Source organism: Corynebacterium sp. HMSC036E10, assembly GCF_001836265.1.
Classification (GTDB): Bacteria; Actinomycetota; Actinomycetes; order Mycobacteriales; family Mycobacteriaceae; genus Corynebacterium; species Corynebacterium coyleae.
The window spans coordinates 37,243-63,802 of sequence record NZ_KV827997.1 but is presented as its reverse complement, the minus strand read 5'-3'; the positions used below and the strand labels follow the sequence as shown (position 1 = coordinate 63,802).

Here is a 26,560-nt window from a genome sequence, read left to right as displayed (position 1 = left end):
TGTGCCGGGCGTTTAGCGTTTTGGGTATGAATTCGTTCGAGGTGTTAGTGCAGGCGATGTCGGCCGCAGCGTTAGAGACGCTGGCTGACTTCGACCTTGATGTTGCACTCGCCTCGGGCTTTGCACCCGATCGTGCGCGAGCCTGGGCGCGGCTGCGGGATGTGTACTTCGGGCGCACCAAGTTCACGCGCAAACAAAAGACAGCCAGTTCTTTAGCGCGAGGTTTCTCGCTGGACGAGCTGGTGTTGATCGAGCGACGCATCGCACCGGTCAAGGATACGTCCCAGCGGTGGGCGCTGCGCCTGGCTTTGCTTGAGGTCGAGGGTGGCTACCGGGCGATTGAGGCGGCAGCCCGCTCCTTGGTGCCGGCAAACGAGAAGCCGGCGGTGGATGCGGCGAAATTTGGCCCGTCGCGAAACGGCAAACGCACCCTGCATCTGACCTACGACGAGCGCGAGATCTCCGACATGGAGCACGCCGGGCGTTTAGGCATTGATCAGGATCGTCCGGCTGCGGCGCAGATTGCCGAGAACTTGATTGGGATTTTCTTCGGCGAGGGCAAGGTCGCAACCGCAGCGCCGCGTCCCACGGTGTTGGTGCCGCTGCCGGATTATCTGCGCATCTTGGATGGCACTGGTGATGATGTTCTGTTGGCGATGACTGATGGCACCACCATGACCGGTGCGGAGTTTCTCGCCGCCCAGTTCGGCGACGCGTTGGAGGTAGCGGCGTTTCACCCGCAGGCCGGTGCGGTGAACTTGTATCGCACGCAGCGTTTGGCGAATCAGAAACAGCGCGATCTGGCCAAGTTGGTCTCGCCGGTGTGTGCGTTTCCTGGCTGTCGTCACGGGGCTGACAACTGCGAGTTACACCATGTGGAGGCGTGGCGGCATGGTGGGGAGACCAATATTGGCAACCTGGCGCCGTTGTGTCGCTATCACAATCGGGTGAATGATGATGACCCGTGGCGTAAGAAACGGGGCCGGATCGTCATGGTGCGGGGTGCCCCAGTATGGATTTCGCCCCGCGGGTATCCGGTGAAAAACACCAACCGCGGGGCAATGGACCAACTATTTGGCGAGGCGTTCCCGACGTAGTTGGGCAACATCCTCGAGATCAAGCGGGGCCAACTCCGCAAGCGGCACGTCCAGCGCGCGTGCAATGAGCAAATCCGCCAACTGCGGGTTTCGCGCGAGCGCCGGACCGTGCATGTATGTGGCGATCACGCTGCCCTGCACCACGCCATCCACCTTCGCGCCAGTGGTCGCAGCGGTGCTCGGTGCTGCGGTTGCGGCAGCACCAGCACCGGCACCGTTGCCGACGCCGCGCGTCACCACACCCAGCGCCTCCGCCTCAGGGCCGAGCACGGTGGCGCCCATGTGGTTCTCAAAACCAGTTAGCGGCTCGGTCAGTTCGGCGGTGATGCCGGCCTGCGTCGGCTCGGACAGGAGTTCGCCCGTCGCGCGGGTATCCAACGGCGACGTGGTGATGTCCAGAAGCCCCACGCCCTCAACCTCCTCGCCATGCGCACGGAACGTGTGACCCAACACCTGCAAACCGGCGCACACCGCGAAGACCGGACGACCATCAGCGGCAGCCGCCTGCAGCCCCGGCGAGGCGCTCAAACGGGCAGCGGCGATCAACTGGGCGGAGTCCTCGCCGCCGCCGAGGGTGTAGATGTCACAGGTGGCGGGGATGTCGTCGTTAAGCAAAAAGCGCTCGATGTGCACATCGATACCGCGCAGACGCGCACGCTCCTGCAACACCAACGCATTGCCATCATCGCCGTACGTGCCCAACACGTCGGGCAACACAAGACCAATGGTGAGTTTAGGCACGGTAATCCTCCTGCTTCGACAGCGCGCGGCGCAGATTCAGCAACGCCGTGTAGTTGGCCAACACCTCCACGCGACCCGGAGGGCAGGCACGAATCGCCTCCACAGGGTCGGGGATGCGCTCGTGGTCAATGCCGCCGTACGTCAGGCGCACCGCAAGGTCAGTGGCGCGCTCGCCGGCGGCGACGACGTGGGTGTCGCCGAAGTCCTCGAACTTCACGTCCCACAGCCACGAGACGTCCTCGCCGTCGCCTTGCTTGGCATTGACCGCGATGACGACACCGTCGGCGTCACGGTCCACCATCGACAGCGCCTCCTGCCATCCGGCCGGGTTCTTGGCCAAAAGCAGGTGGATGTCGTGTTCGCCGAGGTGGACGGTGGTGTAGCGACCGGCGACGTTGTCCACTTCGCTGGCGGCGCGCACCGCGTCGTCGAGCGGCACCCCGAAGGCTTCGACGGCGCATGCGATGGCTTGGGCGGCGTTGCCCCGGTTCGCGCGCCCGGGCAGTTTCAGGTCGAGCACCGCTGCGCCTTGCGGGGTTTGCAGGGCGTTGTCGGTGACGGTGTATTGCGGGGTGGGGCGGCGGAATTCGCGGCCGTCGGGGAGTTTTTCGACGGCGTACCAGTCAGTTTCTTCGTCGTGCGTGACGGAGGAACGCACGATGTGCCCGCCGGAGCGTGGGTTGGTCACGGAGTCGCCGAGCCAGCCGGCGCCCGCTGCGACCCAGATGACGTTGGGGTGGTCGTAGGCGATCGAGGAGATGAGCACATCGTCGCAATTAGCGACGACTACCGCCTCCGGATGCGCCATCACCGCCCCACGCAGCGCACGTTCGATGGAGTTGATCTCGCCGACGCGGTCCAACTGGTCGCGCGTGAGGTTCAGAAGGACGAACGCTTTCGGCTGCAGGCGCTCGGCGACCTTGGGGACGTGCAGTTCGTCGCACTCGAGCACGATGGCTTCGGCGTCTTTGCCTGCGAGGAGGGCGGAGATGATGCCGGCGTCCATGTTGTCGCCGCCGTCGTTGGTGGCCACGGTGTGCTTTGTGCGCACGGCGCCGGCGAGCATGCGGGTGGTGGTGGATTTGCCGTTGGTGCCGGTGACCAGCACGGTGGGGCGGCCGCGGCCGAGGGTGGCCATGATGTTTGGGTCGATGGCGCCTGCGACGAGGCCGCCGATCATGCCGCCGGCGCCGCGGCCGGTGGCGCGGGAGGCTGCGGTGGCGAGGTTGGCTGCGGTCGTCGCTAGGCGTGCCCGAGCTCGGGAGATGGGTCCTTGCATGCGCACAAGGCTACTCTGCGGGGGTCATGTCTCCTAGTAGGCGGGCGAATTCGTCGCCGGAGACGACGGGGATGTTTTTGCGGTCGGCGTGCATGGCTTTGCCGCGGAGTTCGGCGCCGCGGAGTTTGGCGTCGGAGACGGCGACGGAGGTTTCGCGGGTGAGTTTTTCGCGGTAGGTCAGGCCTGCGCGCATGGCGGCGTCGATGAGATCGTCGGGGTTGCGGCTGATGTCGTCGGAGATGACGAATTCCATGCCGGGTTTGAGTCCGTCGTTGCTGAGTGTGCCGGGGTTGGCGGTGAGTGCGGGGGCTTTTTCGGCGTCGACGCGGACGGCGCTGCGTTGGAGGCCGAATTTGTCGCCAGTGAGGTCGGCGGGGTTGTAGGTGGCGGGGTTGTCGGCCATGTGGAGGTACATGGCGATGAGTTTGAGGGTTTGGTCGCGGGAGAAGTCGGCTTCGGGGGTTTGCGCGCGTTCGAGCGAGGCGGTGGCGGGTGGTGATGCGACGCCGATGAGGTTGGCGACTGCGTTGATGCGGGTGTCTGTGGGGATGTGGCCATTGCGTTGCGACGACGCCAGCACGTCCACAATCATCTCCGGCCGCGGCACGTGTCCGACGCGTTGGCGTCGTTTGTTGCCTCGGCCGCGGCGTGAGCGGTTGGCGCGGGCGGCGGCGTTCATGGCGCGTTTCGCCTCGGAGACGATGAATCCCCAGGTGGTAGGGGTGTCGTGGACGATGAGGGTGCGGTTGTCGAGAAGTTTGTCCAGCGTGCGCAGGTGTCGGGAGAAGCGTGGCGCTTGAGCGAAGTCGTGTGGGGTGAGCCCGTGGGTGTGGGCGGGGCCGGGGTCGGTGCCGGGGTTGATCACGGCGTGGAAGTCTTCGCCGATGCGGCCGGAGGCGTCGAAGGTGACTGCGTCGATGGTGAGCAGGCGTGCGGTGGCCGGGTGGATGCCGGTTGCCTGCACGAATACTGCGACGAAGGGGTAGTCACTCATTGTTCAGAGGGTACTACGGCTCGGTGACCTCATACAGTGGGCGGTCGAGCGGGGCGTTGGACCGGATTTTGAAGCCGCCGATTGAGTATTCGTAGGGGCGCGGGTCGGGTGCCGGCGCTGGCGCGGGGGCAGGTGCGGGTGCTGGTGCTGGTGCCTGCTCTTGTGCCGGCGCGGGTGCGGGTGCGGGCGCAGGCGCCGGGGCAGGTGCGGGAGCGGGCGCAGGTGCCGGTACGGGCAGTTGCTGCTGCGGGGTGGGCACGCGCACGGCGGGGGCGCTTGGCGCGGGTGCTTCGGAAGGCTCGGGCGATTCCGACGCCTCCGACGGCTCCGACGGTTCGGACGTCTCGGGCGTCTCCGACTCAGACGATTCCGACGATTCCGACGTGGTCGTGTTGGTGACGGTTTCGGGGAAGGGGGAGACGGAGCTTTGGTCTTCGCGCCAGGATGCGCTGATCATAGCGGTGCCGACGACGGTGACGGCGACGGCGATGACGGCGGCGCCTGCGGCGACGAGTCGGCCGGCGATGCTGTTGCGGCCTGCGGTGTCGGGTTCGGTGTGCTCTTCGGTGTCGGCGGCGAGGGCTGCGGCTTCGGCGTCGACGGTGGCGAAGAATCCGGTGTCGTCTTCGCGCGGCAGGGCGGGCAAAAATGGCAGGGGTGAGATGTTGAGGTCGCCGGTGTGGGGTGCGGCGTCGATGGTCAGCGTGTGGCCGTCGGCGGTGCCGCGGGCGACGACGGTGAGGTCGCGCGCGGTGAGGTCGGCGATCGTGTCGGCAAGCTCCGGGGCCTCTAGCTTTGCGACGACCCGCCCATCGACCGACACGTCCCCACCCGGAGCAATCACTGCCAGGACTTGGGCGGGGTGCTGGTCGGTCTCGTACGGGCCGACCGCGTACGTCTGGCCGCTGGGGAGGAGGACCCAGGGGGCGCGGGGTGGTTCGTTGGTGGGGATGGAGAGGCTGGGGACGGCGAGGTCGAGGACGATGTCGTCGCCGTCGATGCGTGCGCGCACTTGGGGTGCGAAGCCGTGGCGGGCGATGTGGTCGAGGTCGGCGCGGCGCCCGGCGCTCAACACGCCAACCACGGCGTCGCCTCGCAGTACTTCGAACCCGCCTCGGTCGAGGGGGTTGAGGGTGGCGGTGAAGGAGGTGGCGGTGGGGTCGTCGATACGCGGTTGCTCGATGGGGACATCAAATCCGCCACCGGGTACCGCGTACGTTCGCATCCGTTCTCCTCACCGCCTGTAAAGGTCTGCCCAAGTATAGACCTCTTGGGCAGGGCGGCCTAGTTCTTGACGTAGGAGCGATTCACCGCCGACACGATCGCTTCAAGCGAGGCACGTGTGGTGGAGCCGGCAATGCCTACGCCCCAGGCGGAGGTGCCGTCGACGTCGGCGTAGATGTAGCAGGCTGCGTCGGCGTCGTCGCCTGCGGTGCGGGCGCGTTGCGAGTAGTCCTGCACTTCGAAGTCAATGCCGATCTGCTCGAGGGCGTTGGCGAATGCCGCGATGGGGCCGTTGCCGGAGCCTTGCACTTCTCGACGAGCCCCCTCGTAGGCCACCACCGCCGACACGCGCGTGTCTTCGCCTTCTTCCTCGGCGGCGTCGATGCGGTAGGACGCCAGGTCCAGCGGGGTGTCCAGGTCGAGGTACGTCTGGGCGAAGATGTCCCACATGTTCTTGGAGTTGACTTCGCCGCCTTCGGAGTCGGTGATGTTTTGCACCACGGCGGAGAATTCGGGCTGCATGGCACGCGGCATGTTGATGCCGTGGTCGGTCTTCATGATGTAGGCAACGCCGCCCTTGCCGGATTGGGAGTTGACGCGGATGACGGCTTCGTAGGTGCGGCCGACGTCCTTCGGGTCGATTGGCAGGTAGGGCACTTCCCAGGTGGTGTCGCGCAGTTCGTCCCAGGTGACGTCTTCGCTGGTGGCGTCGGGGCGGACGGTTTGGGCGAGCGCGTCGAGGCCTTTGTTGATGGCGTCTTGGTGGGAGCCGGAGAATGCGGTGAAGACGAGGTCGCCGCCGTACGGGTGGCGTTCGGGTACGCGCAGTTGGTTGCAGTATTCGACGACGTCGCGGATGCGGGAGATGTCGGAGAAGTCGATTTGGGGGTCGACGCCTTGGGTGAGCATGTTCAGGCCGAGGGTGATCAGGTCGACGTTGCCGGTGCGTTCGCCGTTGCCGAACAGGCAGCCTTCGATGCGGTCGCCGCCGGCGAGGTAGCCGAGTTCGGCTGCGGCGACGCCGGTGCCGCGGTCGTTGTGGGGGTGCAGCGACAGGATGATGCTGTCGCGGTGCTCCAGGTTGCGGTGCATCCATTCGATGGAGTCGGCGTAGACGTTGGGGGTGATCATTTCCACGGTGGCGGGGAGGTTGATGATCATCGGGTTGTCTGGCGTTGCGCCCATCTTTGCGACGACCGCGTCACAGACCTCCTTCGCAAACTCCAGCTCGGTGCCCGTGAAGGATTCGGGGGAGTATTCCCAGCGCCAGTTGGTGTCGGGGTAGTCGGCGGAGATGGTTTTGATCAGTTCGGCGGCGTCGGTGGCCAGGGCTTTGATCTGGTCGCGGTCTTTGCGGAAGACCACGCGGCGCTGCAGTTTGGAGGTGGAGTTGTAGAAGTGCACGATGACGTTCTTCGCGCCTGCGCAGGCTTCGAACGTTCGGCGGATGAGGTGTTCGCGCGCTTGGACGAGGACCTGGATGGTGACGTCGTCGGGAATCATGTCCTTTTCGATGATCTCGCGCACGAAATCAAAGTCCGTCTGCGATGCGGACGGGAAGCCGACCTCGATCTCCTTGAAGCCCATTTCCACCAGCAGGTTGAACATGCGGCGCTTGCGTTCGGGGCTCATTGGGTCGATCAGGGCTTGGTTGCCGTCGCGCAGGTCAACGGCGCACCACTGTGGCGCGTGGGTGATTTTCTTGTCGGGCCAGGTGCGGTCCGGCAGGGTGATGTCTTCTACTTCTTGGGCGAAGGTCAGGTAGCGCTCGACGGGCATTTGGGAGCCGCGCTGCTTGTTCCAGGCGGGTTGGCCTTCGTTGCGTGGGCCGGAGGGGGTTTGGATTTCGCGGGGTGCAAAGAAGTCGGACATTGTTTGGTTCCTTCATTGTCGGGGGGTGGGGGTGTCCACGGCCGGCAATGAGAAACTCCGCGACGGGGTGCCGGCCGTGTTAGTGGGCCTGATTCCCGCCGCGGCGTAGAAGGAGAAGCGTCCGTTGCGACATGCGTCACACCCTACATCACTTTACGGAGACGCGTGTGAGGAATGCCGCCGAGATGAGCATCACGCTTATCGACGACCCCACCAACACGTATCCAAGCACCGACTGGTGCCTGAAGCTTTCACCCAGCAACGTCAGACTGAGCGAGAACGCCAGCAGGGGTTCGACGATCTTGGAGGCTGGCAGTGAGGTGGCCAGGTTGCCGGCGGCGAAGGCGTATTGCTGCACGATGGTGCCGGCGGTCGCCGCGACCAGCATCGCCCACAGTTGCCAGGAGGCGAGCAGTCCAGAGACGCCGCCGTGGACGAACGCGTCCACCGCCACCTTGGAGAACACGGCCTGGAAGCCGAACATGGCGCCGCAGATGATGCCGTCGATGAGTGCGCGGGTGTTGGGGCGTCGTCGAGAAGCAATGGCGAGGGCAAGTATCGAGACCACCGCACCGACCCCCACCACGGTGGCCCACTCCCAGGCCGCGGGCTCACGCTCGCCGGGGATGGGGCGGCCGAACACGATCACACTCGCCACACTCGCGGTGAGGATGATCGCCCAAAACGCCTCCGCCTGGTGCATCCGGCGATGCTCCGCGCGCGCCGAAAACACCAGCGTGAGCATGAGGGAGAGCGCCAGGATCGGCTGCACTACCAGCAGGGTGCCAAACGCTAACGCCGCGGCCTGGAAACCGTAGGCGAGAAACGCCAGCCCCATCGACGCCCACCAGGCTGACCGGCGCATGGACTTCACTACGGAACTTCCGTCGCGCATGATCCGGTGGCGCCACACAGTGCCCGCCGCCATCGTCGCCGCGGAAAGCAGCGCGAAGACAACGGCGAGAAAAGTACTATGCACGGTGAATGATATTAGCGAGAGACGCCAACCAACGCTTTTGGGACGCTATTCTTGACCGTTGGAATGCACGAAGGATCCGTGGGAGGCTGACATGGCACTGATTGTCCAGAAATACGGAGGATCTTCGTTAGAAAGCGCCGAGCGCATCAACGCGGTCGCCCGGCGCATTGTGGAGACGCGCCGGGCAGGCAACGATGTGGTGGTGGTCTGCTCGGCAATGGGTGACACCACCGACGAACTGCTCGACCTGGCAGAACAGGTCAACCCGAACCCGCCGGCACGCGAAATGGACATGCTGCTCACCGCAGGCGAGCGCATCTCCAACTCGCTGGTTGCCATGGCGGTCGACGCGCTGGGGGAGAAGGTGCAGTCCTTTACCGGCTCCCAGGCCGGCGTGATCACCACGGAGCGCCACGGCAACGCCCGCATCATCGAGGTCACGCCCGGGCGTGTGAAGGAAGCTATCGACGAGGGCAACATCGCCATCGTCGCCGGCTTCCAGGGCGTGAACCGTGAAACGAAGGACGTCACCACCCTCGGCCGCGGCGGCTCGGACACCACCGCCGTCGCCCTCGCCGCCGCGCTAGAGGCCGACGAGTGCGAGATCTACTCGGACGTCGACGGCGTCTACACCGCAGACCCGCGCATCGTGGCCGACGCCCGCAAACTGGACAAGCTCTGCTTCGAGGAGATGCTCGAGCTGGCCGCCAGCGGTTCCAAAATTCTTGTACTGCGCAGCGTCGAGTACGCGCGTGCCTTTAACGTGCCCATGCGGGTGCGCTCGTCTTACAGCAACGACACCGGCACCCTGGTCGCCGGAGCATTGGAGGATATCCCCATGGAAGAAGCAGTTCTCACCGGTGTGGCCACCGACGACTCGGAAGGCAAGATCACCATCCTGGGCATCACCGACGAGGTGGGCGAGGCCGCCAAGGTGTTCCGTGCACTCGCGGACGCCGAGGTGAACATCGACATGGTGATCCAGAACATCTCCAACGCCCAGGACAACAAGACGGACATCACTTTCACGCTGCCGAAGGCCAGCGGCGCCGCCACCATGGAACTGCTGCGCGCCATGCAGGTCAACGAAGGTTGGGACGACATTACGTACGACGATGAGATCGGCAAGGTATCGCTCGTCGGCGCTGGTATGAAGTCCCACCCGGGCGTGACCGCTGATTTCTGCGACGCGCTGCGCGACGCGGGCATCAACATCGAGATGATCACCACCTCCGAGATCCGCATCACCGCCGTGGTGCGCAAGGCCGACGTGGCCGAGGCGGCGCGTGCGATCCACTCGAAGTTTGACCTCGGCGGCGACGAGCCGGCCGTGGTGTACGCAGGCACTGGACGTTAAGGAGTTTTGCAAATGACCACGCTTGCTGTTGTTGGCGCGACTGGCCAGGTTGGCCGCGTGATGCGCGACATCCTCACCGAACGTAACTTCCCGGCCGATACGGTGCGCTTCTTTGCGTCGCCACGCTCTGCCGGCAAGACGATTGCGTTCCGTGGCGAGGACATCGTCGTCGAGGATCTCACACAGGTCACCGAGGAGTCCGTCGCGGACGTCGACATTGCCTTGTTTTCCGCCGGTGGTTCCACGTCGCTCGAGTGGGCGCCCGTGTTCGCCGCAGCTGGTGCGACCGTGGTGGATAACTCCTCGGCGTGGCGCAAGGACACCGACGTCCCGCTCGTCGTGTCTGAGGTCAACCCGGAGACGGTGAAGAACTTGGCCAAGGGCATCATCGCCAATCCGAACTGCACCACCATGGCCGCGATGCCAGTGCTCAAGCCGCTTCACGACGACGCCGGCCTGCGCACCCTGCGCGTCTCCTCCTACCAGGCCGTCTCCGGCTCGGGGCTCGCCGGCGTGGATACGTTGGCCAACCAGGTCGCCGAGTTGGGCGACCCGCACGTGCTGGTGCGTGACGGTGTGACCGACAAGAACAGCGATTTCGGCCCGTACGTCGCCCCGATCGCGTTTAACGCCCTGCCGTTGGCGGGCTCGATTGTCGACGACGGCACCTTCGAAACCGACGAAGAACAAAAACTGCGCAACGAGTCCCGCCGCATCCTGGACATCCCGGAACTCAAAGTCGCAGGCACGTGCGTGCGCATCCCGGTGTTCACGGGGCACACGATGGTGGTGCACGCGGAGTTTGAGAAGGAGATCACCCCGGAGCGCGCCGCCGAGGTGCTCGAGGGCGCGCCGGGCGTGCGTGTCGTCGAGGTGCCCACCCCGCGTGAGGCAACGGGTATCGACGACTCCCTTGTCGGCCGCATCCGCCAGGATCAGACCATCGACGGCAACCGCGGCCTTGTGTTCGTGGTTTCGGGCGACAACCTGCGCAAGGGTGCCGCCCTGAACACGATCCAGATTGCGGAACTGCTGGTCTAGCCGCTAGAGGCGGCGCTCCTCTTCCTCGCGCTCAGCGGCTTCGGCTGCCTCCTCGGCGGCGATCATGTCGTCGACGGTGCTGTCGTTCCACGGCTCGTCCGGGTTCGCCTTGTACTCCTCGGCCGACACGGGCTCCGTGTAGGAGATGTAGACCAGGTCGGAGGGGCTTTCGCGGTCTTCTTCGTCGTAGTCGATCTCGTCGTCGTCGAGAAGCTCTTGCGCAACTTCCTCCTCGAGTGCCTCGACGAGTTCCTCCTCATCCACGTTGGACTTGGACGTGATGTACTCGAGTTCGCGTTCCTCGTTCTTGGTAAAGCGCTCGCTCGGGTCCATCTTCTTGCGCGTCAGTTCCAGGGCGCGGCGGCGACGGTCGCCTTCCTTGCGCAGTTTCGGGATGCCGCGAAGCCACGCCAGGGTCATCACGGTGATCAGCAGGATGCCCAGGTAACCCAGGATCGGGTAGACGGTGGACACCAGCGACTGGAAGCCCACAAACGACAGCGCGAAGCCGATCAGGCAGGCGGCGACGAAGATGAGGCGGAATCGTTCTTCGCGGCCGCGGGCGAGGCGCTTGCCCAGGGCGTAGAACATGCTCAGCGAGGTGGCGAAGATCATGCCGAAGATGACCAGGGCCATGATGGTGCCCATGGTCGGGTTGAGGTCGGTGATCAGGGTGAGCAGCGGCATGTCGTCGCCGGAGACGGTCTCGATCTTGACCAGCAGCGACAGCGCCAGCAGGATGAGCATGACCAGGTAGCCCACGCCGCCCAGCAGGCCGCCGAGGCCGGCAGCGCGGGTGTCCAGTTGGTTACCGCCGATGACGATGGCCATGGACGTCACGCAGATGATGTTCAGGCCCGTGTAGTTCAGGGCGGCGACCCACCAATTCGGCAGTGACGTCTCCACGTTGGATGCGGCGATGTTGAGGGCGTCCCAGTCGGGGTGGCCGTTGACCAGGGTCCAGCCACAGCCGACGATGACGAAGATGAGCAGGAACGGGGTCAGCGCACCGATAGCGCCGGTGACCTTGTCCACGTCCAGCATGCCGAAGCCAAGCGTCATCAGCAGCATGAGCACCGCGCCGATCCAGACGGGCAGGCCGAACTGTTGGTTGAGGTTGGCGCCGGCACCGGCGAACATGACAAAGCCGATGGAGAACAGCGTCACAATGGTGGCGATGTCCAAGATCCAGCCCATGACTTTCGACGAAATCATGCCCAGCACTTCCATATGCTCCTTGGCTTGGAAGAACGAGCCGAGCTGGAGGATGGTTACGCCTGCGATCAGCATGAGGGCGGAGGAGAGGATCGCTCCCCACAGGCCCTGGGTGCCGAAGGCGGAAAAGTACAGCATGGCCTCCTGGCCGGACGCGAAGCCTGCGCCGACCACGGTGCCGATGAACGCGGCAGAGATAAGTAAGGCTTTTTTCAGCATGTAGATAATTTACTCGGTGCCAGCGATGATGTCGCGACGGGCACGCGCAACCCGGGATCGGATGGTGCCCACACGCACGCCTGCGATCTTCGCGGCTTCCTCGTAGGTATAGCCCAGGACCTGCGTTAATACGAGTGCTTCGCGGCGTTCGGCGGGGAGTTCGTCGAGAAGCGAGCGCGCGTCGATGACGTCACCCCACGTGTTGGGGTTGTCGGGGCTGGGGTCGGAGGCGGCGACCGTTTCGTATTCGGCGGCGGACTTGCGGGGGCGGGCCATGTCGTGGCGGACGGAGTCGACCCAGGCGCGCCGCGCGAGCGAGAGCAGCCACGTGCGGGCGGATGAGCGTGCCTGGAAGCGCGGCAGGGAGCCGAGGACGCGCAGGTAGGTCTCTTGGGTGAGGTCGTCGGCGTGTTGGGGGCCTGCAAGGTGGGTGAGCAGGCGCCATACGTCGTCTTGGGTGAGGCGGATGAATTCGGTGAGCGCGGCTTTGTCACCGCGGCCGGCGCGTAGCGCCAGTTCGGTGATGTAGCCTTCGTCGTTCCTGCTCACAACCTGTAGAGATTACAGTTTGTCGGACACCGTCACGCCGTAGAGGGAGCGGCCCATGATGAAGGAGGCGACGGAGCCGACGATCCAGACGCCGAGGATGGCGATGATGGCGCGGATGAAGTCGTTGAGGTCGAAGCCGGTGGTGGACCAGGAGTAGATGAGTTTCGCGATGACCAGGATCGGAAACGCAATGACTACCAGGGGGCCGAGCAGGTTGACACGCGTCAGCGCGTCGGGGGCGCGCAGTTGCAGGATGGTGGCTGCGATGACGCAGATGGTGGCCAGGATGACCAGGGCAGCGACGACGATTTCGGGGATGGTCATTAGCGGCGTCCTCTCGAGATGATGCGGGCCATGGAGATCGTTGGGACTACGCCGCAGACGATGCCGGCGAGGATCGGGATCTCGTAGGCGATGGAAGAGGTGTTCCACAGGGTCCAGACGAGGAAGATGGCGATCATGCCGTAGAAGACCATGTCGGCCATGACGGCGCGCGACAGTTCGTCTTTGGTCAGGATGACCGCTGCAAGGGAGATGAGCAGGCAGATGGCCATGATGATGAGGCAGGCCTGCATGATGGTGACAAACATTTAGTTCATCCTTTCTGCGGGCGGGACGGTGTCGTCGTCAGGCGTGGGGCCTTGGTCGACGTAGGGCTCCCATATGACGGTTTTCGGGTCGATGGGGCTATTGCGTAGCGACGGCCGCACGTGCTCCTCCATATCCGCCAACCCCGCGATGATGTCTTCCGGGTCGGAGCCGAACGCGGCTTGCACCAGCAGGGTGATGGGGCCGCCGGGTTCGATGGGGTGGCGCAGGCCCATGGAGAGGGTGCCTGGGGTGGCGGTGATGGAGGTGGTGAACCAGAACACTTCCCAGTCGGTGCGCAGGCGCATGGGGTAGTAGATGACGATCGGTTCGATCTTGGCCGCCGGGTTGAATGCCTTGAACACGGCGTCGAAGCCTGCGGCGAAGATTTCTTTGATGATCCAGCAGGTGTAGCCCGCGGCGTGGATGATGCCTCGCATTAGTTATCGCCTCCGATGGAGTCGTCGCCAAGTACGGCGCTGGTGTAGGCGTCGACGTTGAGTAGGTCGTCGACTGCGGTGGTGGTGATGTCCCACATTTGGCCGGCGAAGATGAACATGCCGAGCGAGAGGATCATGAGCACCGCGGACGGCAGCATGAAGCTCACGCGCACGTTAAGCGCTTCGGGGTAGTGCTGCATGGGCCGGCCCCAGAACACGCGCTGCCAGAGGCGCATCATGGACAGCAGGGCGCCGAAGGAGGCGACGATGATGGCGGTGATGGCCACCCAGGAGCGCCAGTCGCCGGGTGTTGCGGCGGCGAGCACGATGGTGACTTTGCCGAAGATGCCGGAAAATGGCGGGAAGCCGACGATGGAGAACGCGCCGGCGACGAAGACCGCAGAGGTCCATGGGTCGCGCCGGGCGATGCCGGAGAGTTTTGCCATGGTGCCGGTGCCGTAGGTTTCTTCGATCGCGCCGGAGTTCAGTACCAGCGCGGCAATCGTGACCATGTGGTGCAGGGTGTAGAGCAGGCCGGCGGCCAGGGCGTAGCGGGCGTCGTCGTTAGTAAATGCCAGCATGATGAGGATGAACGGCATGCCGTTGACCATCTGGTAGGCCAGCACGCGGCGCATGGTGGATTCCGCCAGTCCTGCGTAGCCGCCGATGATCATGGAGATGACCATGACCACGATCAGCAGGGTGTTCCAGCGTGGGTCCATGTCGAACATGATCACCCAGATGCGGAAGAGCATGTAGACGGCGACCTTGGTGTGCAGGCCGGAGAACAGACCCATCACGGCGGCCGAGGTGGACGGGTAGGTGCGTGGCAGCCAGGTGTAGACGGGGAACACGCCAGCCTTCGCAGCAATTGCGATGACGACGATGCCGGCCGCCACCGTTGCCGGGCCGTTGCCCGCAGCCACACCTTGCAGGGAGGCGAGGTTGACCACGCCGGTCACGGCGTAGAGGTAGCCCACGCCGAGCACCAGCATTGTCGACGCCGCCAGGTTGACCAGCACGAACATACGCGCCGACAGCAGGCGGTGGCGGGTGCCCGACATGGCGATCAGGCCGTAGGAGGGCAGGAGGCAGACCTCGATCATGACGAAGAAGTTGAACAGGTCCGCGGTGAGCAGCGCGCCACACACGCCGGTGATCAACACGAGCGACAGGGGTGTGTAGAAGCGCGCTTGGGTTTCGCCGACGGCGATGGCGAACCAGTTGGAGGTCAGCGCCACGATCATGGTGGTCACGATCATCACCGCGGAGAACGTGTCCGCGGCGAACGAGATGCCAACGCCTCCTTGGTAGAGGCCGATGACGTGGGCGATCGTGCCGTGTTCCGCGGTGTAGAGGTAGAGCCACACACCCAGTGTCAGGTTGATCGCCGGGATGGCGATGGCGAGCGTGTTGTTGAGTTTCCTCCAGGGGCTCAGCGCCGTAACCGCGGAGACGATCAGCGGTAGTGCAACGAAGATAGGCAGGATTGCGTCGACGGCCATTAGTCTTTCACCTTCAGATCATCGTTGGTGACGTGGCTGATCTCGCGTGCGCGGATCTCTTCCAGCTTCTTGGGGTTGAGGCGCGCGTTGCGGCCGGCGGTGGACAGTGCGGAGGGGCTGAGCCACATCTTGGAGTAGCCGGCGTCGGTGCCGGTTGGTTGCTCTGCGGTGTCGTCGTTACGCCCGAGCGATGCGAGCATAAGCAGGATCGTGGTGGTTGCCATTGCGATGACGATGGCGGTCAGCACGAATGCCTGCGGCAACGGGTCGCCCATGTCCTCGAAGGGGACGCGGGAGGGGAATGCTTCGCCGCGCCAGGAGCCCACGCCTGCGGCGAGCAGGGTGAGGTTGGAGGCGTGGCCGAAGAGCGACATGCCGAAGACGATGCGCACCATGCCGCGTTGGAGTACGAGGTAGACGGATCCCGCGACGAGAACCGCGATGGTAAGTGCCATGACCATGGGTTAAGGCTCCTTCGTGATAACCGGCTGCGGGTCGTGCGCCGGGTTGATCGGGTCGGGGTGTGCGTCCACCGGGTTTTCCGGCGGTAGCGGCTCGGGGATGGACGGCAGTGGGTTTTCGGCTTCGTCGCGCGAGTAGTCCAGGTCGGACAGGTCAGCACCGGGGCGCAGGTAGCCGCCGAGTGCGTTGATGGCGGCGGTGACCATGCCCAGCACGGCGAGGTAGATGCCGAAGTCGAAGATCAGGGAGGTGGTCATGTGTTCGCCGGCGATCTCGCCGTGGATGGCGTACATGAACCCGCCTTCGATGAAGCCGAGGAAGCCGGAGGAGATCGCGATGATGATGCCCCAGCCGGTCAGGCGGATTGGGGTGAAGTTCTTCACCACGTCGGCATCCGAGCCGCGGGAGAGGTAGTTGATGGCGAATGCGGTTGCCATGACCAGAGCTGCGACGAAGCCGCCGCCTGGTGCGGTGTGGCCGCGGAAGAAGATCAGCACCGACAGCACGACGAGCACCGGGGCGACAAGCGCGGCGGCCTTGCGTAGCGGGATGGAGTTGAGCTGCGATTGGCCGAACGGGCGCGGGCGTGTGCCGGCTTCGAAGAGGTGGCGTGGCATGGAGGCAACCACGGCGGCGATGACGACGGCGGCCATGCCGAGCACGGAGAGTTCGCCGAGGGTATCGAAGCCACGGAATTCCACGATGATCACGGCGACGATGTTGTCGGCGCCGGTGACCTCGCCGCCTTCGGTGAGGTACCACTCGGCGAGTTCGGAGCGGCCGCGGCGGCCGGTCAGCCCGTAGACGCCGAAGAAGGCAACCACGCCAGCGAGCAGTGCGAATACAGCAGCAAGTGCTTTACGACGAGGCTTCGTCTCCGGGAACACACGCGGCTGGTAGCGCAGCACAACCAGGATGACCACGACGGTGAGTGCCTCGACGAGGAACTGGGTCAGCGCCACGTCGGGGGCGCCGAGCATGAACATCTGCAGGGTCATGCCCACGCCCACGGTGCCCAGCAGTACGGCGGAGGCCAGGCGGGAGCGGGTGAACACCATGCCCAGGACCGACATGGCGATGATGGCGAATGGGATGAGGTCCCACCACACGTCGAGGCCCTCGGCGCGGTCGGCTGGGGTCACCCCGTCGATGCCGTCGGTGAGTGCGATGACGCACAGGCCCATGGCGGTGACGGATGCCAGCAGTGGGAAGAGGTGGCGTGACGGGTTGAAGCCGTCGGCCAGCTTGCCCAGTTGCTCGCCGAAGTCGGACAGGCCGCGGGTGAGCCGGAAGAGCATGTCGGGGCCGTCGGCAGGCAGGAGTTGCTTGTTGCGCAGTGCCGCGAAGACGGGTTTGCGGAAGGCAACTGCGAAGATCACGCCGGCGATCAGAACGATCAGGGAGACGATGAACGGTGCGGTCAGGCCGTGCCAGATGGCGAGGTGGGTGGTGAAGGTGTCGTCGCCAGTAATTGCGCGCACACCTGCGGAGACGGGGTTGTCCACCCAGAACAGCATGAACGGCAGGACGACGGACATCCAGCCCGGCAGTGCGGCCGGCAGCCAGAGGGCGACGGGGGCTTCGTGGACGTGCGACATGTCCTTCGGGCCGTCCACGAACGCGCCGAAGACAATCTTCAGCGAGTACAGGAACGTCAGGAACGCGGCAAACCCGGCGATGATCAAAAGGGCCGTGCCGTAGGGCGCCTCGTGGAAGGCATCCAGGATGGATTCCTTGGACACGAAGCCGAACAGCGGGGGAACCGCAGCCATGGAGGCGGCCGCGACCACGGTAGAGGCGAACGTGAATGGCATCTTGTCGTAAAGCTTGCCCAGGCGGCGCATGTCGCGGGTGCCGGCCTCGTGGTCGACCACACCGATGAGCATGAATAGCGAGGACTTAAACAGTGCGTGCGCCAGCGTGTGGGTGAGCGCGGCGGCGAGGCCGATCGGGGAGCCGACGCCGATGGCGGCGACGATCCAGCCGAGGTGCGACACGGTGGAGTAGGCGGTCAGGTGCTTCAGGTCAGTCTTGGTGATGGCGAAGCACGCCGACATGATCGCCGTGAACAGGCCGATGATGACCAGCAGGTAGTTCCAGGCGGCGACGTCCGAGAACACAGTGGAGAAGCGCAGCAGCAAGTACACGCCGGCCTTGACCACGGCGGCGGCGTGCAGGAACGCGGACACCGGGGTGGCGGCAGCCATGGCTTCGGGCAGCCAGAAGTGGAACGGGAACTGCGCAGCCTTGGTAAACGCGGAGAACGCGATCAGCAGCGCGACGACAACGGTGACGCGGTTATCGCCCCACACGTCCGCGGCCAAAATGTCCGTCAGTCGCGTCGTGCCTGCCTGGATGGAGGCGACCGCAAGGCCCGCCAAAAGCGTCAGGCCGCCGAAGAAGGTGAGGATCAGGGTGCGGTACGAGCCGGCCTCACCCGACGAGCCGGATCGGGCGATCAGCATGAACGACGCGATGGAGACTAACTCCCAGGCGATGAAGAGCAGCACGGCGTCGTCGGCAAGCACAAGCAACAGCACGGACAGCGTGAAGGCCGTCATGATGGTGTAGAAACTCGTGTTGCCCTGCCTTTCGGGCAGGTAGGCGGCGGAGTAGACGAACACTACACCGCCGATGACCAGCGCAAGTAGTGCGAAGAAGATGCCTAAGCCGTCGGCGCGTAGCGCGAACTCGATCGCGGAGCCGGTACCCATCACATCGCGCGCCCACACAAACGACCATGTCAGGTCGTTGCCCTGGGAAACGGAGGTGAAGTTGGTGCCCAGCACACCTGCGGCAGCGAACAGCAGTGCTGCGAGCGGGTACCCGGCTTTCCTGTCCATGACTCGCACCAGCAGCGGTGAAAGCACCACCGTTGCTGCAACGAGCCCGATGACGAGGGGGAGAGTCATGGTGAACCCTTTTCAAAGGTTTGTAAGGGATTGGCAATGAACGTTAAAGACAGTATCAAGCTGCACGAGCGAGCGGTGCGCCTCCCGCAGAACGCATGTGACTGGTGATAAGAACAGTTGCATGAAATCGGACAACGCGTTGCGGTTGGTGTGTGCTCTGTTGGCGCTGGTTGTTGGCGTGTTTATGCCATTATCTCCGGCGTCCACGTGGGCGAACGCCGCGCGCGATGCGGAGGTGTCCGGCGCCCCGCAGGTTGGTGCGGACAACCTTGGGGATGCACGCCGTGCAGCCGGTGAGGCTGGCCAGCAGGCGAAGGTGCTCAAGGAAGGTGCCGGCAAGTTAGCCGAAGGTGTTGGTGAGGCGCAGGGCCAGACCCAGCAGCTTCTCGACGCCCTCGCTGCCGCCCAGGCCGGCTCCCAGCAGTTGTCCGACGGCATGGTGCAACTCCAAGCCGGTACCGGCCAGTTGGGCGCGGGCGCGACCCAGTTAGCAGATTCTATCGGCGAGGTGGTCAACCAGGTCACGGGTTTTGAGGCGGTGCGCGGCCAGGTGGTCGGCGCGATCGACCGCTCGCTCGCCGAGCTGAAGGATGCGAAGGATCCGGATGCGGTCCAGGCCCGCGAATCGCTCAAGGGGCTACGCGAGCAAGCTCAGACCGCGCAGTTGCCGCCGGATGTGGTGGCGAAGATGAACCAACTGCGCGACGGTTCCCGCGACCTTGCCAACCAACTCGCCGTCCCGGGCTACGGGTACCACGACGGTATATATACAGCCACCAACGGTGCGGCTGAGTTGGCTGCGGGCCTGCGCGAGTTGCAAGGGCAGACGTCTCAAGCCACCGGTGGCATCGACGAGTTGGTCGCCGGCGTGCAAAAGATCGACCAGATGGCAGGCATGAACGCCGACAAGGTCTCTGCGGTGCGTGCAGCGCTTCCGGTGCCCGCGGCCGCGCCGGGTAGCCCGGGTGCGGAGCAGACCCGTTCGACGCTTGCGCCGATTGCTGCGATGTTGCTCGCGGCGATGGCAGTGCTGGGTGGTACGGCACTCGCAGCAGCATTTTGCTTATCGACGCGCACCCGCCGGTGGATCATCATCCCCGGCGCCATCATTATCGCGGCGGCCGGCACCATCCTGGCTGGTGTCCTCGGTGAGGGGCTCGGCGTACAGGAATATGCAGTGGTCGCCGCTGGACTGTTGGCTGGCGCACTCGCCTCAACGGGGCTAGCCGCAGTGTTAATGCGTTTGTGTGGCCTGGCTGTCGGGCTGGGGGTCGCGGCAGTGGTGGCGCTGGCGCAGACCGGCCTCGTCGGTTGGGTGTGGCGCACCGCCACTACCGCACAGGTAGATGCGGCGTGGGCAGCACTTTCGCAGGCAGTACCCATGCACTGGACAACTGTCGCTGTGTCTGCCGCCGGCAATGGCGGGGACTACCGAGGCGTGGTCGCCGCACTGCTGCTGTCCGCGTTGCTTGCCGCAGCGGGGCTGGCGGGGGTGTGGCGCCGGTCCGCCGAGCAAACCGCCACCTAGACATGCGTCCGGTACGCCTCTAAAATGTGATGTCATCTATTGCTTAGCTGTCTGGCTAAGCGAAGGTTACAAAACAGCTGCCTGATCGAGAAGCCGCTTTCACGGCCCCGTCGAGTGGCTTAACAGAGGAGTATCACATGGCCGAATCATCTCGGCGTTTTCGTAAGTCAACGTCTACTAGCATCGCGGCAACATCTGCGATTGCGCTCGCGCTTGGTGGCCTGAGCGTGGTCGGCCCGGGCCCGCTGGCACCGTACGCTGCGGCTGCCACCCTGAGCGGCGGCATCCGCGACAAGTCCGGCGCGGTAGAGAAGGGCGCCCAGAAGGCCTCCGACCTGCCGGCCGGATCATGTGTTGTTTCAGAGACCGACACCGCTAACCACAGCCAGGCTGGTTTCAGCTGGAACACCCTAGAGCCAGGTACAGATAGCCCCGACAAGACCCTGTGGGGCTTAAGCGTCTCCTTTGATAACTCGAAGGACCGCACATTCGCCGATTGGTCCTTCACCAATGGCGCGAACCTTGGCAAGGTCTTGGGTACCGGCAATGTGCCTTCCATGGAGGCCGGCCAGACCTTCCTTGACAAGAGCGTCACGCACAAGGCTGACGAAAGCATCGAAATTACTGGTTCTCGCGACCAACGAAACCTAAATCTCTACGCAGATCTCACTGCTGAGAAGGTCAAGCAGTTCGCTTCGGCCACTGCCGAGAATCCCGTGCGCTACGCCTGGCAGAGCAACTACAAGAAGGACAATCCTTCGGGCCTGAAAGCCACGGAAGGTGACAGCTCTGTATTCAGCGCTACTGTAAACCCGTGGCCGAGCGAGAACATTGAATGTAACCCGATTACGGTGTCGTGGGAGAACTGGGAGAAGCACGTCATCGTGCCCGGTGACGAAACCAAGGTCGGTACCGTCAACATTCCTGCTGTGCAGAACGACGGCGAGGACGACTCCATGTCCCGCATGGTCGTGGAGGCCTATGACGGCAACGGCAAGTTCATCGGCACCACCGACCCGGAAGCCTCCGGTGGTACGCAGAACCTGCGTATCGACGAAAAGACCGGTGACATCTACTTCACCTGGCCGGAGTACCGCGGTACTGACCTGGCGACCGACAAGAACGTCAACTTCTCCGTTCTGGCGAAGCCGCGCAGCGTGGACCAGCTCAAGGCTGCTGCTGACCACAACAACGAATGGGGCAAAAATAAGGCCTTCGACAGCTCCAACTCGCTGAATCGCTACAGCAAGGCGAACGTCATCGACTCCAAGGCGTTCTCGCTGGATGACACCGAGTACCACGCCCCGAAGTACGACAAGACGGACGCGTCGATCATCTCCGGCGTCGATAGTGCTACCGGTCCGATTGCTACCGAGCCGCAGAAGGTCACCTTCACCCAGACCCCTGACCTGATCAAGGAACTGGCGAAGAAGAAGGATCAGAAGGGGTTCGAAGCTAAGGCCACTCTTGACGAGAAGTACGTCTACGAAGGCTGGACCGTGGAGATGGACGAGGACTACAACGTCACCGTCACCGCCCCAGAGAACCCGAGGCCGGGCACCTTTGCTTAGGTCCAGGTTGTGGTGGAGTACTCGAACGGCTCTACCGACGTTATCCCTCTGCAGGTGGTCATTGACCCGAACAACACCCAGGTGACCGACCTGGTGCGTCCGAGCCTGACCAAGGGCACCATCGGTGAAGATCTCACCGCCCAGGTGGGCACCAAGTCCATCATGAAGGGCCACAAGCCGGTTCACCCGGCTAAGTTCGAGATCGACGAGTCCACTGTGCCTGAAGGTTGGACCGTCACCGTCGATGAGACCGGCAAGGTCACCGCGAAGGCGGACGACACCGTGGCACCGGGCACCATCATCACTCCGAAGGTCAAGGCCACTTACCCTGACCAGACCACGGATGAGATCGAGACCCAGTTCCAGGCGATCGTGGATATCAAGATCCCCGACTACGACACGGTCACCAATAAGCCGAACGCCAAGGTCAGCCTGACCCCGAAGGTTCCTGAACGCGGCCTCAGCGGTAACACCTCTGACGAGGCTCCGAAGCGCTACACCTTCGAGAACGGTCAAACCACGATTACCCTCACAAGTAAAGAGGGCAAGACGTGGACCGTTAAGATCGACGAAAACACCGGCAAGATCACCACGACCATTCCGAAGGATGCGCCGCAAGGCGACATCCTGGATGTACCGGTTCTCGCCTACTACGATGGCGCTGACCCGCAGAAGGTCAAGGGCACCTTTGTTGTGATCAAGGGCGACGTCGCCCCGCAGTACAACGTGCAGGTCACTGGCCCGAACCAGGCTGTTGACCACCAGGTGACGGGTGCGCCGCAAGACTCGACCTACTCCTTCGGTAACGACGAGGACGGCAATCCGGTCACGGAGCAGGAAGTCGACGGCTGGAAGTACAAGATTGACCCGAGCACCGGTGTTGTCACCTCCACCCCGCCGGCAGATGCTAAGCCGGGCGACAAGAAGACCATCACCGTTACCGTCCAGACACCAGACGGCTCCCGTCCAGAGGTCCCTGTCACCACCGTGGTGAAGCTGACCAACAACTGGGAGTCTGAGCCGGTTGTTCCGTCGCAGACGGTCTACCCGGGTGGTACGGCAACCTCGCCGATCGACGTCGAGAAGCCAAAAGAGATCAACCTTGCTGCGGACAAGCCGTTCGCTATCGACCCGGAGGGCCTCGAGGCCACCGGCGAGAACAACGAGTTCGGCAACCCGACCTACACGGTGAAGACCGACAACGGTGACTGGATCGTCGGCCTGGATGACAAGGGCAACGTCATCTCCACTTCCCCGGATACCGCTGAACCGGGCGACAAGATCGACGTCCCGGTCATCGTGACCTACGAGGACGGCTCAAAGGACAACACCACCGCGACGGTCAACGTCGTCGACGTCCCGGAGCGTGAGCTTCCGTTCGAGGTCGAGTACAAGTTCTCTGATCAAATCCCTGCCGGCGAGTACAAGGTAGAAACTGAAGGCAAGCCCGGCAAGGAGAAGCAGAAGAAGGACGGTACCTGGGAGCGAACCACGGAGCCGACGAACGAGGTCGTTGTCATCGGCACCAAGCCTGCCGAGAGTGCCAAGGACATCACCTGGAAGTTCCCGATTCCGTACCCGACCGAGGTTCGCGAGAACCCGGAGCTCAAGCCTGGTGAGATGAATGTTGTCCAGGAAGGCGAGAACGGCGAAAAGACCTACACCGCTAAGTTCACCTCCAAGGGCGCTGAGGCACAGGTTGCTGAGGAAGAGACCATCAAGGAAGCCAAGCCGCGCATCATCGAGGTCGGCCCAGGCATCCCTGATCAGCAACTGACCAGCAAGAAGACCCAGGAAGTCCCGTTCGAGATCGAGTACGTCTACGACGACACCCTCGAGTCCGGCAAGCAAGTTGTCGACGAAGAGGGCGTCCCGGGTGAGCAGACCATCACCTCCACCCAGAAGATCAAGGACGGCAAGCCGGACGGCGAGCCGAGCATCAACATCGAGCAGACCAAGGCCCCGAAGAAGGCCAAGATCCGCATCGGCACCAAGACCACTGGTGAGAACACCGAGACCTACAAGGCTGAGGCGCCGTACAAGGTCGTCGTCAAGTACGATCCGAACATGCCTGCCGGTGAGTCCAAGGTGACCACCAAGGGTGAGCCGGGCGAGAAGACGGTGACGATCAAGCGTGACATCACCAACTCCAAGCCTGGCGATCCGCAGATCACTGAGGAGATCACCAAGAAGCCTGTCGACGAGGTCATCACTGTCGGCACCAAGCCGTCCGAGGCCTCCGAAAAGGTCACCTGGACTGCCCAGGTTCCGTTCGACGTTGAAACCCGTCCGAACCCGGAGTTGAAGCCGGGTGAGATCAAGGTCGTCCAGGAAGGTGTTCCGGGCGAGAAGACCTACACCGCTGACTTCTCCGCCAAGGGTGACCAGGCAACTGTGACCCCGGAAGAGAAGCAGACCAAGGATCCGGTTAACCAGATCATCGAGTACGGCCCGGCGGCCGAGGACACCTCTGTGGTGACCAAGGTTGAAAAGCCTGTTCCGTTTGAGACTGAGATTGTCTTCGACAACACCCTTAAGGAGGGTGAGCAGGTCGTCGATCAGCAGGGTGAACTTGGCACTGAGGTTGTCACCTCTACCCAGAAGATTGTCGACGGTAAGCCGTCCGGCGATCCGAAGGTGACCTCTGAGCAGACGAAGGCTCCGAAGAACGCGAAGATCCGTGTTGGCACCAAGACCACCGGTGAGACCAAAAAGACCGTTGAGTCTGAGGTTCCGTTCGGTGTGAAGATCGAGTTCGACCCGAACCTGCCTGCTGGTACCTCTGAGGTTGTCACTGAGGGCAAGCCGGGTAAGAAGACCACCACGGTGACCCAGAAGGTCACCAACTCTCAGCCGGATGGCGAAGCCACCGTTGAGGAGAAGGTCACCGAGCAGCCTGTCGATCAGGTGATCAAGGTTGGCACCAAGCCAGCCGAGGCATCCGAAAAGGTCACCTGGACAGCACCGGTTCCGTTCGGCGTTGAGACTCGTCCGAACCCGGAGCTGAAGCCGGGTGAGATCAAGGTCGTCCAGAAGGGCGTACCGGGTGAGAAGACCTACACGGCTGACTTCACTGCTAAGGGTGACCAGGCGACTGTGACCCCTGAGGAGAAGCAGACCAAGGACCCGGTCAACGAGATCATCGAGTACGGTCCGGCAATCGAAGACGGTGAAATTGTCACCCAGGTGAAGAAGCCGGTTCCGTTCGAGACCGAGATCGTCTACGACGACACCCTGGAATATGGCACGCAGAAGGTTGACCAGCAGGGCGAGCTTGGTGAAGATGTTGAGACCTCCACCCAGAAGATCGTCGATGGCAAGCCTTCCGGTGATCCAAAGGTGACCACTGAGCGCACCAAGGAGCCGGTCAAGCAGATCATCCGCGTTGGTACCAAGAAGGCAACGACCCCGCCGACCGACGAACCGACCCCACCGGTCGAGCCGAAGGAAGTCGAGCTTCCGTACACCACGAAGATCATTTACGACGAGACGCTCGAGCCTGGTCAGGAAATCGTGGACCAGGAAGGTGCGAACGGCAAGGTCGAGGTGACCGTCGAGAATGGTCAGCCTTCGGTGAAGGTCGTGAAGGAGCCAGTCGAGAAGATCATCCGTGTTGGCACCAAACCGCCGGCTGGTCAGGAATGGAAGGAACGGATCCCGTTCGAGGTGAAGGTCAAGCTTGACCCCACCATCCCGGCGGGTGAGCACAAGGTTGAACAGGAAGGTAAGCCCGGCCTGGTTCAGCACAACTCTGACGGCACCGAAGAGACGCTCGTTGAGAAGCAGGATCACGTCATCCTCATCGGCACCAAGCCGGCCGACCCGACTGACCCGGAAAACCCGGATCAGCCGACGCCTGAAGGTGAGCTCGATATCAACGTCCGCTACACCACCCGGATCGTTTACGACCCGAACCTGAAGCCAGGCGAGGAAGTCGAAGACGTTGCTGGTAAGGACGGCCGCTACACCATCAAGGTTGTCGACGGCAAGCCTGTCGCCGAGATGGTGGAGAAGCCAGTCGAGCGCGTTGTCCGCGTTGGCACCAAGCCGCCGGCGGGCACCAGCTGGACTGAGGAGATCGCCTACGACTACGAGGTCATCGAGGACTCCGAACTTGAAGCTGGCAAGCACGAGGTTGTGCAGCCGGGTAAGCCTGGCGAGCGCATCCACCGTGAAGACGGCAGCTTTGTCGAGGTTCCTGCGCAGAAGCTGATCATCAAGGTTGGCACGAAGAAGCCGGCTGATCCGAGCGAGCCGACCGACCCGAGCAAGCCGACCGACCCGTCGACGCCTGCCGATCCGAAGGACCCGCAAGGCTCTTCCGATAAGGCGAAGCGCTGCGTGGCCAACGCGTTTGCGAAGAACAGCCCGATCCTGTGGCTGCTGCCGATCGGCGTCCTCGCCGGCATTGGCTACGGCGTGAACGAGGTGTTCGGTCCGCAGATCCAGAAGGCATCCGCGGAGCTCAACGCTCGCTTCCAGGAGTCCATGCCGAAGCACGATTGGGGCCACGGTAACCGCGGCCGCCAGTGGGAGCAGCCTGAGTGGGCTCGCGAACTGCAGATGAAGGCAGACGCCATCAACCGCCAGTTCGCAGGCTACGGCGAGCAGCTCCAGCCGCTGGGCATTGCGCTCGGTGTCATCGCCGCAGCCAGCCTCACCGGTGTGCTGATTGCACAGGCCTGCCGCGAAGAGGGCTTCGACAACGGCATGACGGTGCTGGGTTCCTCGGAGCGTGTGACGTCCTCGGGCGAGACGGGCTCGTCGTCAAGCAAGGGCTCATCGGAGAACGCAGGTTCGTCGGAGAACGCAGGCTCCTCCAGTAAGTAGTCTGAACGCGTAAGCGAAGGGCGGTACCCGGTTGGGGGCCGCCCTTTTCGCATCTGCAGTTACCTAAAATTCACCTGAGCGTTCCTTATTAGAAATTTGCTGTGTTTAGGGTGTGCAGCGGTTCAAAAACCGTTTCATATTCTTCGGCTTCTCGTTA

Annotated in this window: 20 protein-coding genes; 6 read left to right on the top strand and 14 right to left on the bottom strand. The window is 63.6% G+C overall.

Going from position 1 to position 26,560, the window contains the following annotated elements; translation table 11 throughout:
• Positions 1–26 precede the first annotated feature (26 nt).
• The gene (locus tag HMPREF2736_RS11275) at positions 27–1,097 is read left to right on the top strand and encodes an HNH endonuclease signature motif containing protein (RefSeq protein ID WP_070829852.1); all 1,071 of its coding nucleotides are present in this window, start codon (positions 27–29) and stop codon (positions 1,095–1,097) included.
• Here HMPREF2736_RS11275 and HMPREF2736_RS11270 read toward each other — a convergent pair.
• The 6 genes from HMPREF2736_RS11270 to HMPREF2736_RS11245 all read right to left on the bottom strand — a co-directional run bounded on the left by HMPREF2736_RS11270 (position 1,071) and on the right by HMPREF2736_RS11245 (position 8,186).
• On the bottom strand, positions 1,071–1,838 hold the full coding sequence (locus HMPREF2736_RS11270) for a type 1 glutamine amidotransferase (protein ID WP_070829850.1): 768 nt from the start codon (positions 1,836–1,838) through the stop codon (positions 1,071–1,073). The genes HMPREF2736_RS11275 and HMPREF2736_RS11270 overlap by 27 nt on opposite strands.
• A complete protein-coding gene (locus HMPREF2736_RS11265) occupies positions 1,831–3,117 on the bottom strand; it encodes a Mur ligase family protein (protein ID WP_070829848.1) in 1,287 nt (428 codons plus the stop codon). Before HMPREF2736_RS11265 ends, HMPREF2736_RS11270 begins: the two co-directional genes overlap by 8 nt.
• Positions 3,118–3,127: 10 nt before the next feature.
• Entirely contained in the window at positions 3,128–4,111 is a 984-nt protein-coding gene (locus HMPREF2736_RS11260) for an exonuclease domain-containing protein (protein WP_070829846.1), read from the bottom strand.
• 13 nt (positions 4,112–4,124) lie between these two features.
• Positions 4,125–5,336 (bottom strand): hypothetical protein, encoded by a 1,212-nt coding sequence (locus tag HMPREF2736_RS11255; protein ID WP_070829844.1) that lies wholly within the window; start codon positions 5,334–5,336, stop codon positions 4,125–4,127.
• A gap of 59 nt (positions 5,337–5,395) precedes the next feature.
• Positions 5,396–7,207, bottom strand: coding sequence for a 2-isopropylmalate synthase (gene leuA / locus HMPREF2736_RS11250; RefSeq protein WP_070829842.1), 1,812 nt, complete (start codon positions 7,205–7,207; stop codon positions 5,396–5,398).
• Between the two features lie 148 nt (positions 7,208–7,355).
• Positions 7,356–8,186, bottom strand: a complete 831-nt coding sequence (locus tag HMPREF2736_RS11245; protein WP_070829840.1) for a DMT family transporter — start codon at positions 8,184–8,186, stop codon at positions 7,356–7,358.
• Between the two features lie 91 nt (positions 8,187–8,277).
• Between HMPREF2736_RS11245 and HMPREF2736_RS11240 the strand changes: the two genes are divergently transcribed.
• Both HMPREF2736_RS11240 and HMPREF2736_RS11235 read left to right on the top strand, forming a co-directional pair.
• The gene (locus tag HMPREF2736_RS11240) at positions 8,278–9,543 is read left to right on the top strand and encodes an aspartate kinase (protein ID WP_070829838.1); all 1,266 of its coding nucleotides are present in this window, start codon (positions 8,278–8,280) and stop codon (positions 9,541–9,543) included.
• 12 nt (positions 9,544–9,555) lie between these two features.
• Positions 9,556–10,584 carry an aspartate-semialdehyde dehydrogenase gene (locus tag HMPREF2736_RS11235; RefSeq protein WP_070829836.1) on the top strand — a complete coding sequence of 343 codons (1,029 nt, stop codon included), beginning with the start codon at positions 9,556–9,558 and terminating at the stop codon, positions 10,582–10,584.
• A 3-nt stretch (positions 10,585–10,587) separates the two neighbouring features.
• Here the strand turns inward: HMPREF2736_RS11235 and HMPREF2736_RS11230 are convergent, their stop codons facing one another.
• The 8 genes from HMPREF2736_RS11230 to HMPREF2736_RS11195 are packed head-to-tail and all read right to left on the bottom strand — an operon-like array spanning position 10,588 to position 18,474.
• The gene (locus tag HMPREF2736_RS11230; RefSeq protein ID WP_070829834.1) at positions 10,588–12,018 is read right to left on the bottom strand and encodes a YkvI family membrane protein; all 1,431 of its coding nucleotides are present in this window, start codon (positions 12,016–12,018) and stop codon (positions 10,588–10,590) included.
• Positions 12,019–12,027: 9 nt separating this feature from the next.
• A complete protein-coding gene (locus tag HMPREF2736_RS11225; protein ID WP_070829832.1) occupies positions 12,028–12,567 on the bottom strand; it encodes an RNA polymerase sigma factor in 540 nt (179 codons plus the stop codon).
• Between the two features lie 12 nt (positions 12,568–12,579).
• A complete protein-coding gene (locus HMPREF2736_RS11220; protein WP_070829830.1) occupies positions 12,580–12,891 on the bottom strand; it encodes a Na+/H+ antiporter subunit G in 312 nt (103 codons plus the stop codon).
• A complete protein-coding gene (locus HMPREF2736_RS11215; RefSeq protein ID WP_070421568.1) occupies positions 12,891–13,157 on the bottom strand; it encodes a cation:proton antiporter in 267 nt (88 codons plus the stop codon). Before HMPREF2736_RS11215 ends, HMPREF2736_RS11220 begins: the two co-directional genes overlap by 1 nt.
• Positions 13,158–13,595, bottom strand: a complete 438-nt coding sequence (locus HMPREF2736_RS11210) for a monovalent cation/H+ antiporter subunit E (RefSeq protein WP_070829828.1) — start codon at positions 13,593–13,595, stop codon at positions 13,158–13,160.
• Complete coding sequence (locus HMPREF2736_RS11205) at positions 13,595–15,100, bottom strand: monovalent cation/H+ antiporter subunit D family protein (RefSeq protein WP_070829826.1); 1,506 nt, start codon at positions 15,098–15,100, stop codon at positions 13,595–13,597. Before HMPREF2736_RS11205 ends, HMPREF2736_RS11210 begins: the two co-directional genes overlap by 1 nt.
• A complete protein-coding gene (locus HMPREF2736_RS11200) occupies positions 15,100–15,561 on the bottom strand; it encodes a cation:proton antiporter subunit C (RefSeq protein ID WP_070570765.1) in 462 nt (153 codons plus the stop codon). The genes HMPREF2736_RS11205 and HMPREF2736_RS11200 overlap by 1 nt, the downstream gene beginning before the upstream one ends.
• 3 nt (positions 15,562–15,564) lie before the next feature.
• The gene (locus tag HMPREF2736_RS11195; protein ID WP_070829824.1) at positions 15,565–18,474 is read right to left on the bottom strand and encodes a DUF4040 family protein; all 2,910 of its coding nucleotides are present in this window, start codon (positions 18,472–18,474) and stop codon (positions 15,565–15,567) included.
• Positions 18,475–18,595: 121 nt separating this feature from the next.
• On the opposite strand from HMPREF2736_RS11195, the gene HMPREF2736_RS11190 reads away from it, so the two are divergent.
• From HMPREF2736_RS11190 to HMPREF2736_RS11185, 3 genes are all read left to right on the top strand, one after another.
• A complete protein-coding gene (locus tag HMPREF2736_RS11190) occupies positions 18,596–20,002 on the top strand; it encodes a hypothetical protein (protein WP_070829822.1) in 1,407 nt (468 codons plus the stop codon).
• A 137-nt stretch (positions 20,003–20,139) separates the two neighbouring features.
• Entirely contained in the window at positions 20,140–21,573 is a 1,434-nt protein-coding gene (locus HMPREF2736_RS12745; RefSeq protein WP_246822156.1) for an adhesin domain containing protein, read from the top strand.
• Between the two features lie 9 nt (positions 21,574–21,582).
• Positions 21,583–26,403, top strand: a complete 4,821-nt coding sequence (locus HMPREF2736_RS11185; protein WP_246822154.1) for a G5 domain-containing protein — start codon at positions 21,583–21,585, stop codon at positions 26,401–26,403.
• Positions 26,404–26,560 lie beyond the last annotated feature (157 nt).

Excerpts from the sequence above, each read along its gene's own strand:
- HMPREF2736_RS11275 (WP_070829852.1), top strand. The coding sequence starts at position 27 with ATGAATTCGTTCGAGGTGTTAGTGCAGGCGATGTCGGCCGCAGCGTTA.
- HMPREF2736_RS11265 (WP_070829848.1), bottom strand. The coding sequence starts at position 3,117 with ATGCAAGGACCCATCTCCCGAGCTCGGGCACGCCTAGCGACGACCGCA.
- HMPREF2736_RS11260 (WP_070829846.1), bottom strand. The coding sequence starts at position 4,111 with ATGAGTGACTACCCCTTCGTCGCAGTATTCGTGCAGGCAACCGGCATC.
- HMPREF2736_RS11255 (WP_070829844.1), bottom strand. The coding sequence starts at position 5,336 with ATGCGAACGTACGCGGTACCCGGTGGCGGATTTGATGTCCCCATCGAG.
- leuA (WP_070829842.1), bottom strand. The coding sequence starts at position 7,207 with ATGTCCGACTTCTTTGCACCCCGCGAAATCCAAACCCCCTCCGGCCCA.
- HMPREF2736_RS11240 (WP_070829838.1), top strand. The coding sequence starts at position 8,278 with ATGGCACTGATTGTCCAGAAATACGGAGGATCTTCGTTAGAAAGCGCC.
- HMPREF2736_RS11235 (WP_070829836.1), top strand. The coding sequence starts at position 9,556 with ATGACCACGCTTGCTGTTGTTGGCGCGACTGGCCAGGTTGGCCGCGTG.
- HMPREF2736_RS11230 (WP_070829834.1), bottom strand. The coding sequence starts at position 12,018 with ATGCTGAAAAAAGCCTTACTTATCTCTGCCGCGTTCATCGGCACCGTG.
- HMPREF2736_RS11220 (WP_070829830.1), bottom strand. The coding sequence starts at position 12,891 with ATGACCATCCCCGAAATCGTCGTCGCTGCCCTGGTCATCCTGGCCACC.
- HMPREF2736_RS11215 (WP_070421568.1), bottom strand. The coding sequence starts at position 13,157 with ATGTTTGTCACCATCATGCAGGCCTGCCTCATCATCATGGCCATCTGC.
- HMPREF2736_RS11210 (WP_070829828.1), bottom strand. The coding sequence starts at position 13,595 with ATGCGAGGCATCATCCACGCCGCGGGCTACACCTGCTGGATCATCAAA.
- HMPREF2736_RS11205 (WP_070829826.1), bottom strand. The coding sequence starts at position 15,100 with ATGGCCGTCGACGCAATCCTGCCTATCTTCGTTGCACTACCGCTGATC.
- HMPREF2736_RS11200 (WP_070570765.1), bottom strand. The coding sequence starts at position 15,561 with ATGGTCATGGCACTTACCATCGCGGTTCTCGTCGCGGGATCCGTCTAC.
- HMPREF2736_RS11195 (WP_070829824.1), bottom strand. The coding sequence starts at position 18,474 with ATGACTCTCCCCCTCGTCATCGGGCTCGTTGCAGCAACGGTGGTGCTT.
- HMPREF2736_RS11190 (WP_070829822.1), top strand. The coding sequence starts at position 18,596 with ATGAAATCGGACAACGCGTTGCGGTTGGTGTGTGCTCTGTTGGCGCTG.
- HMPREF2736_RS12745 (WP_246822156.1), top strand. The coding sequence starts at position 20,140 with ATGGCCGAATCATCTCGGCGTTTTCGTAAGTCAACGTCTACTAGCATC.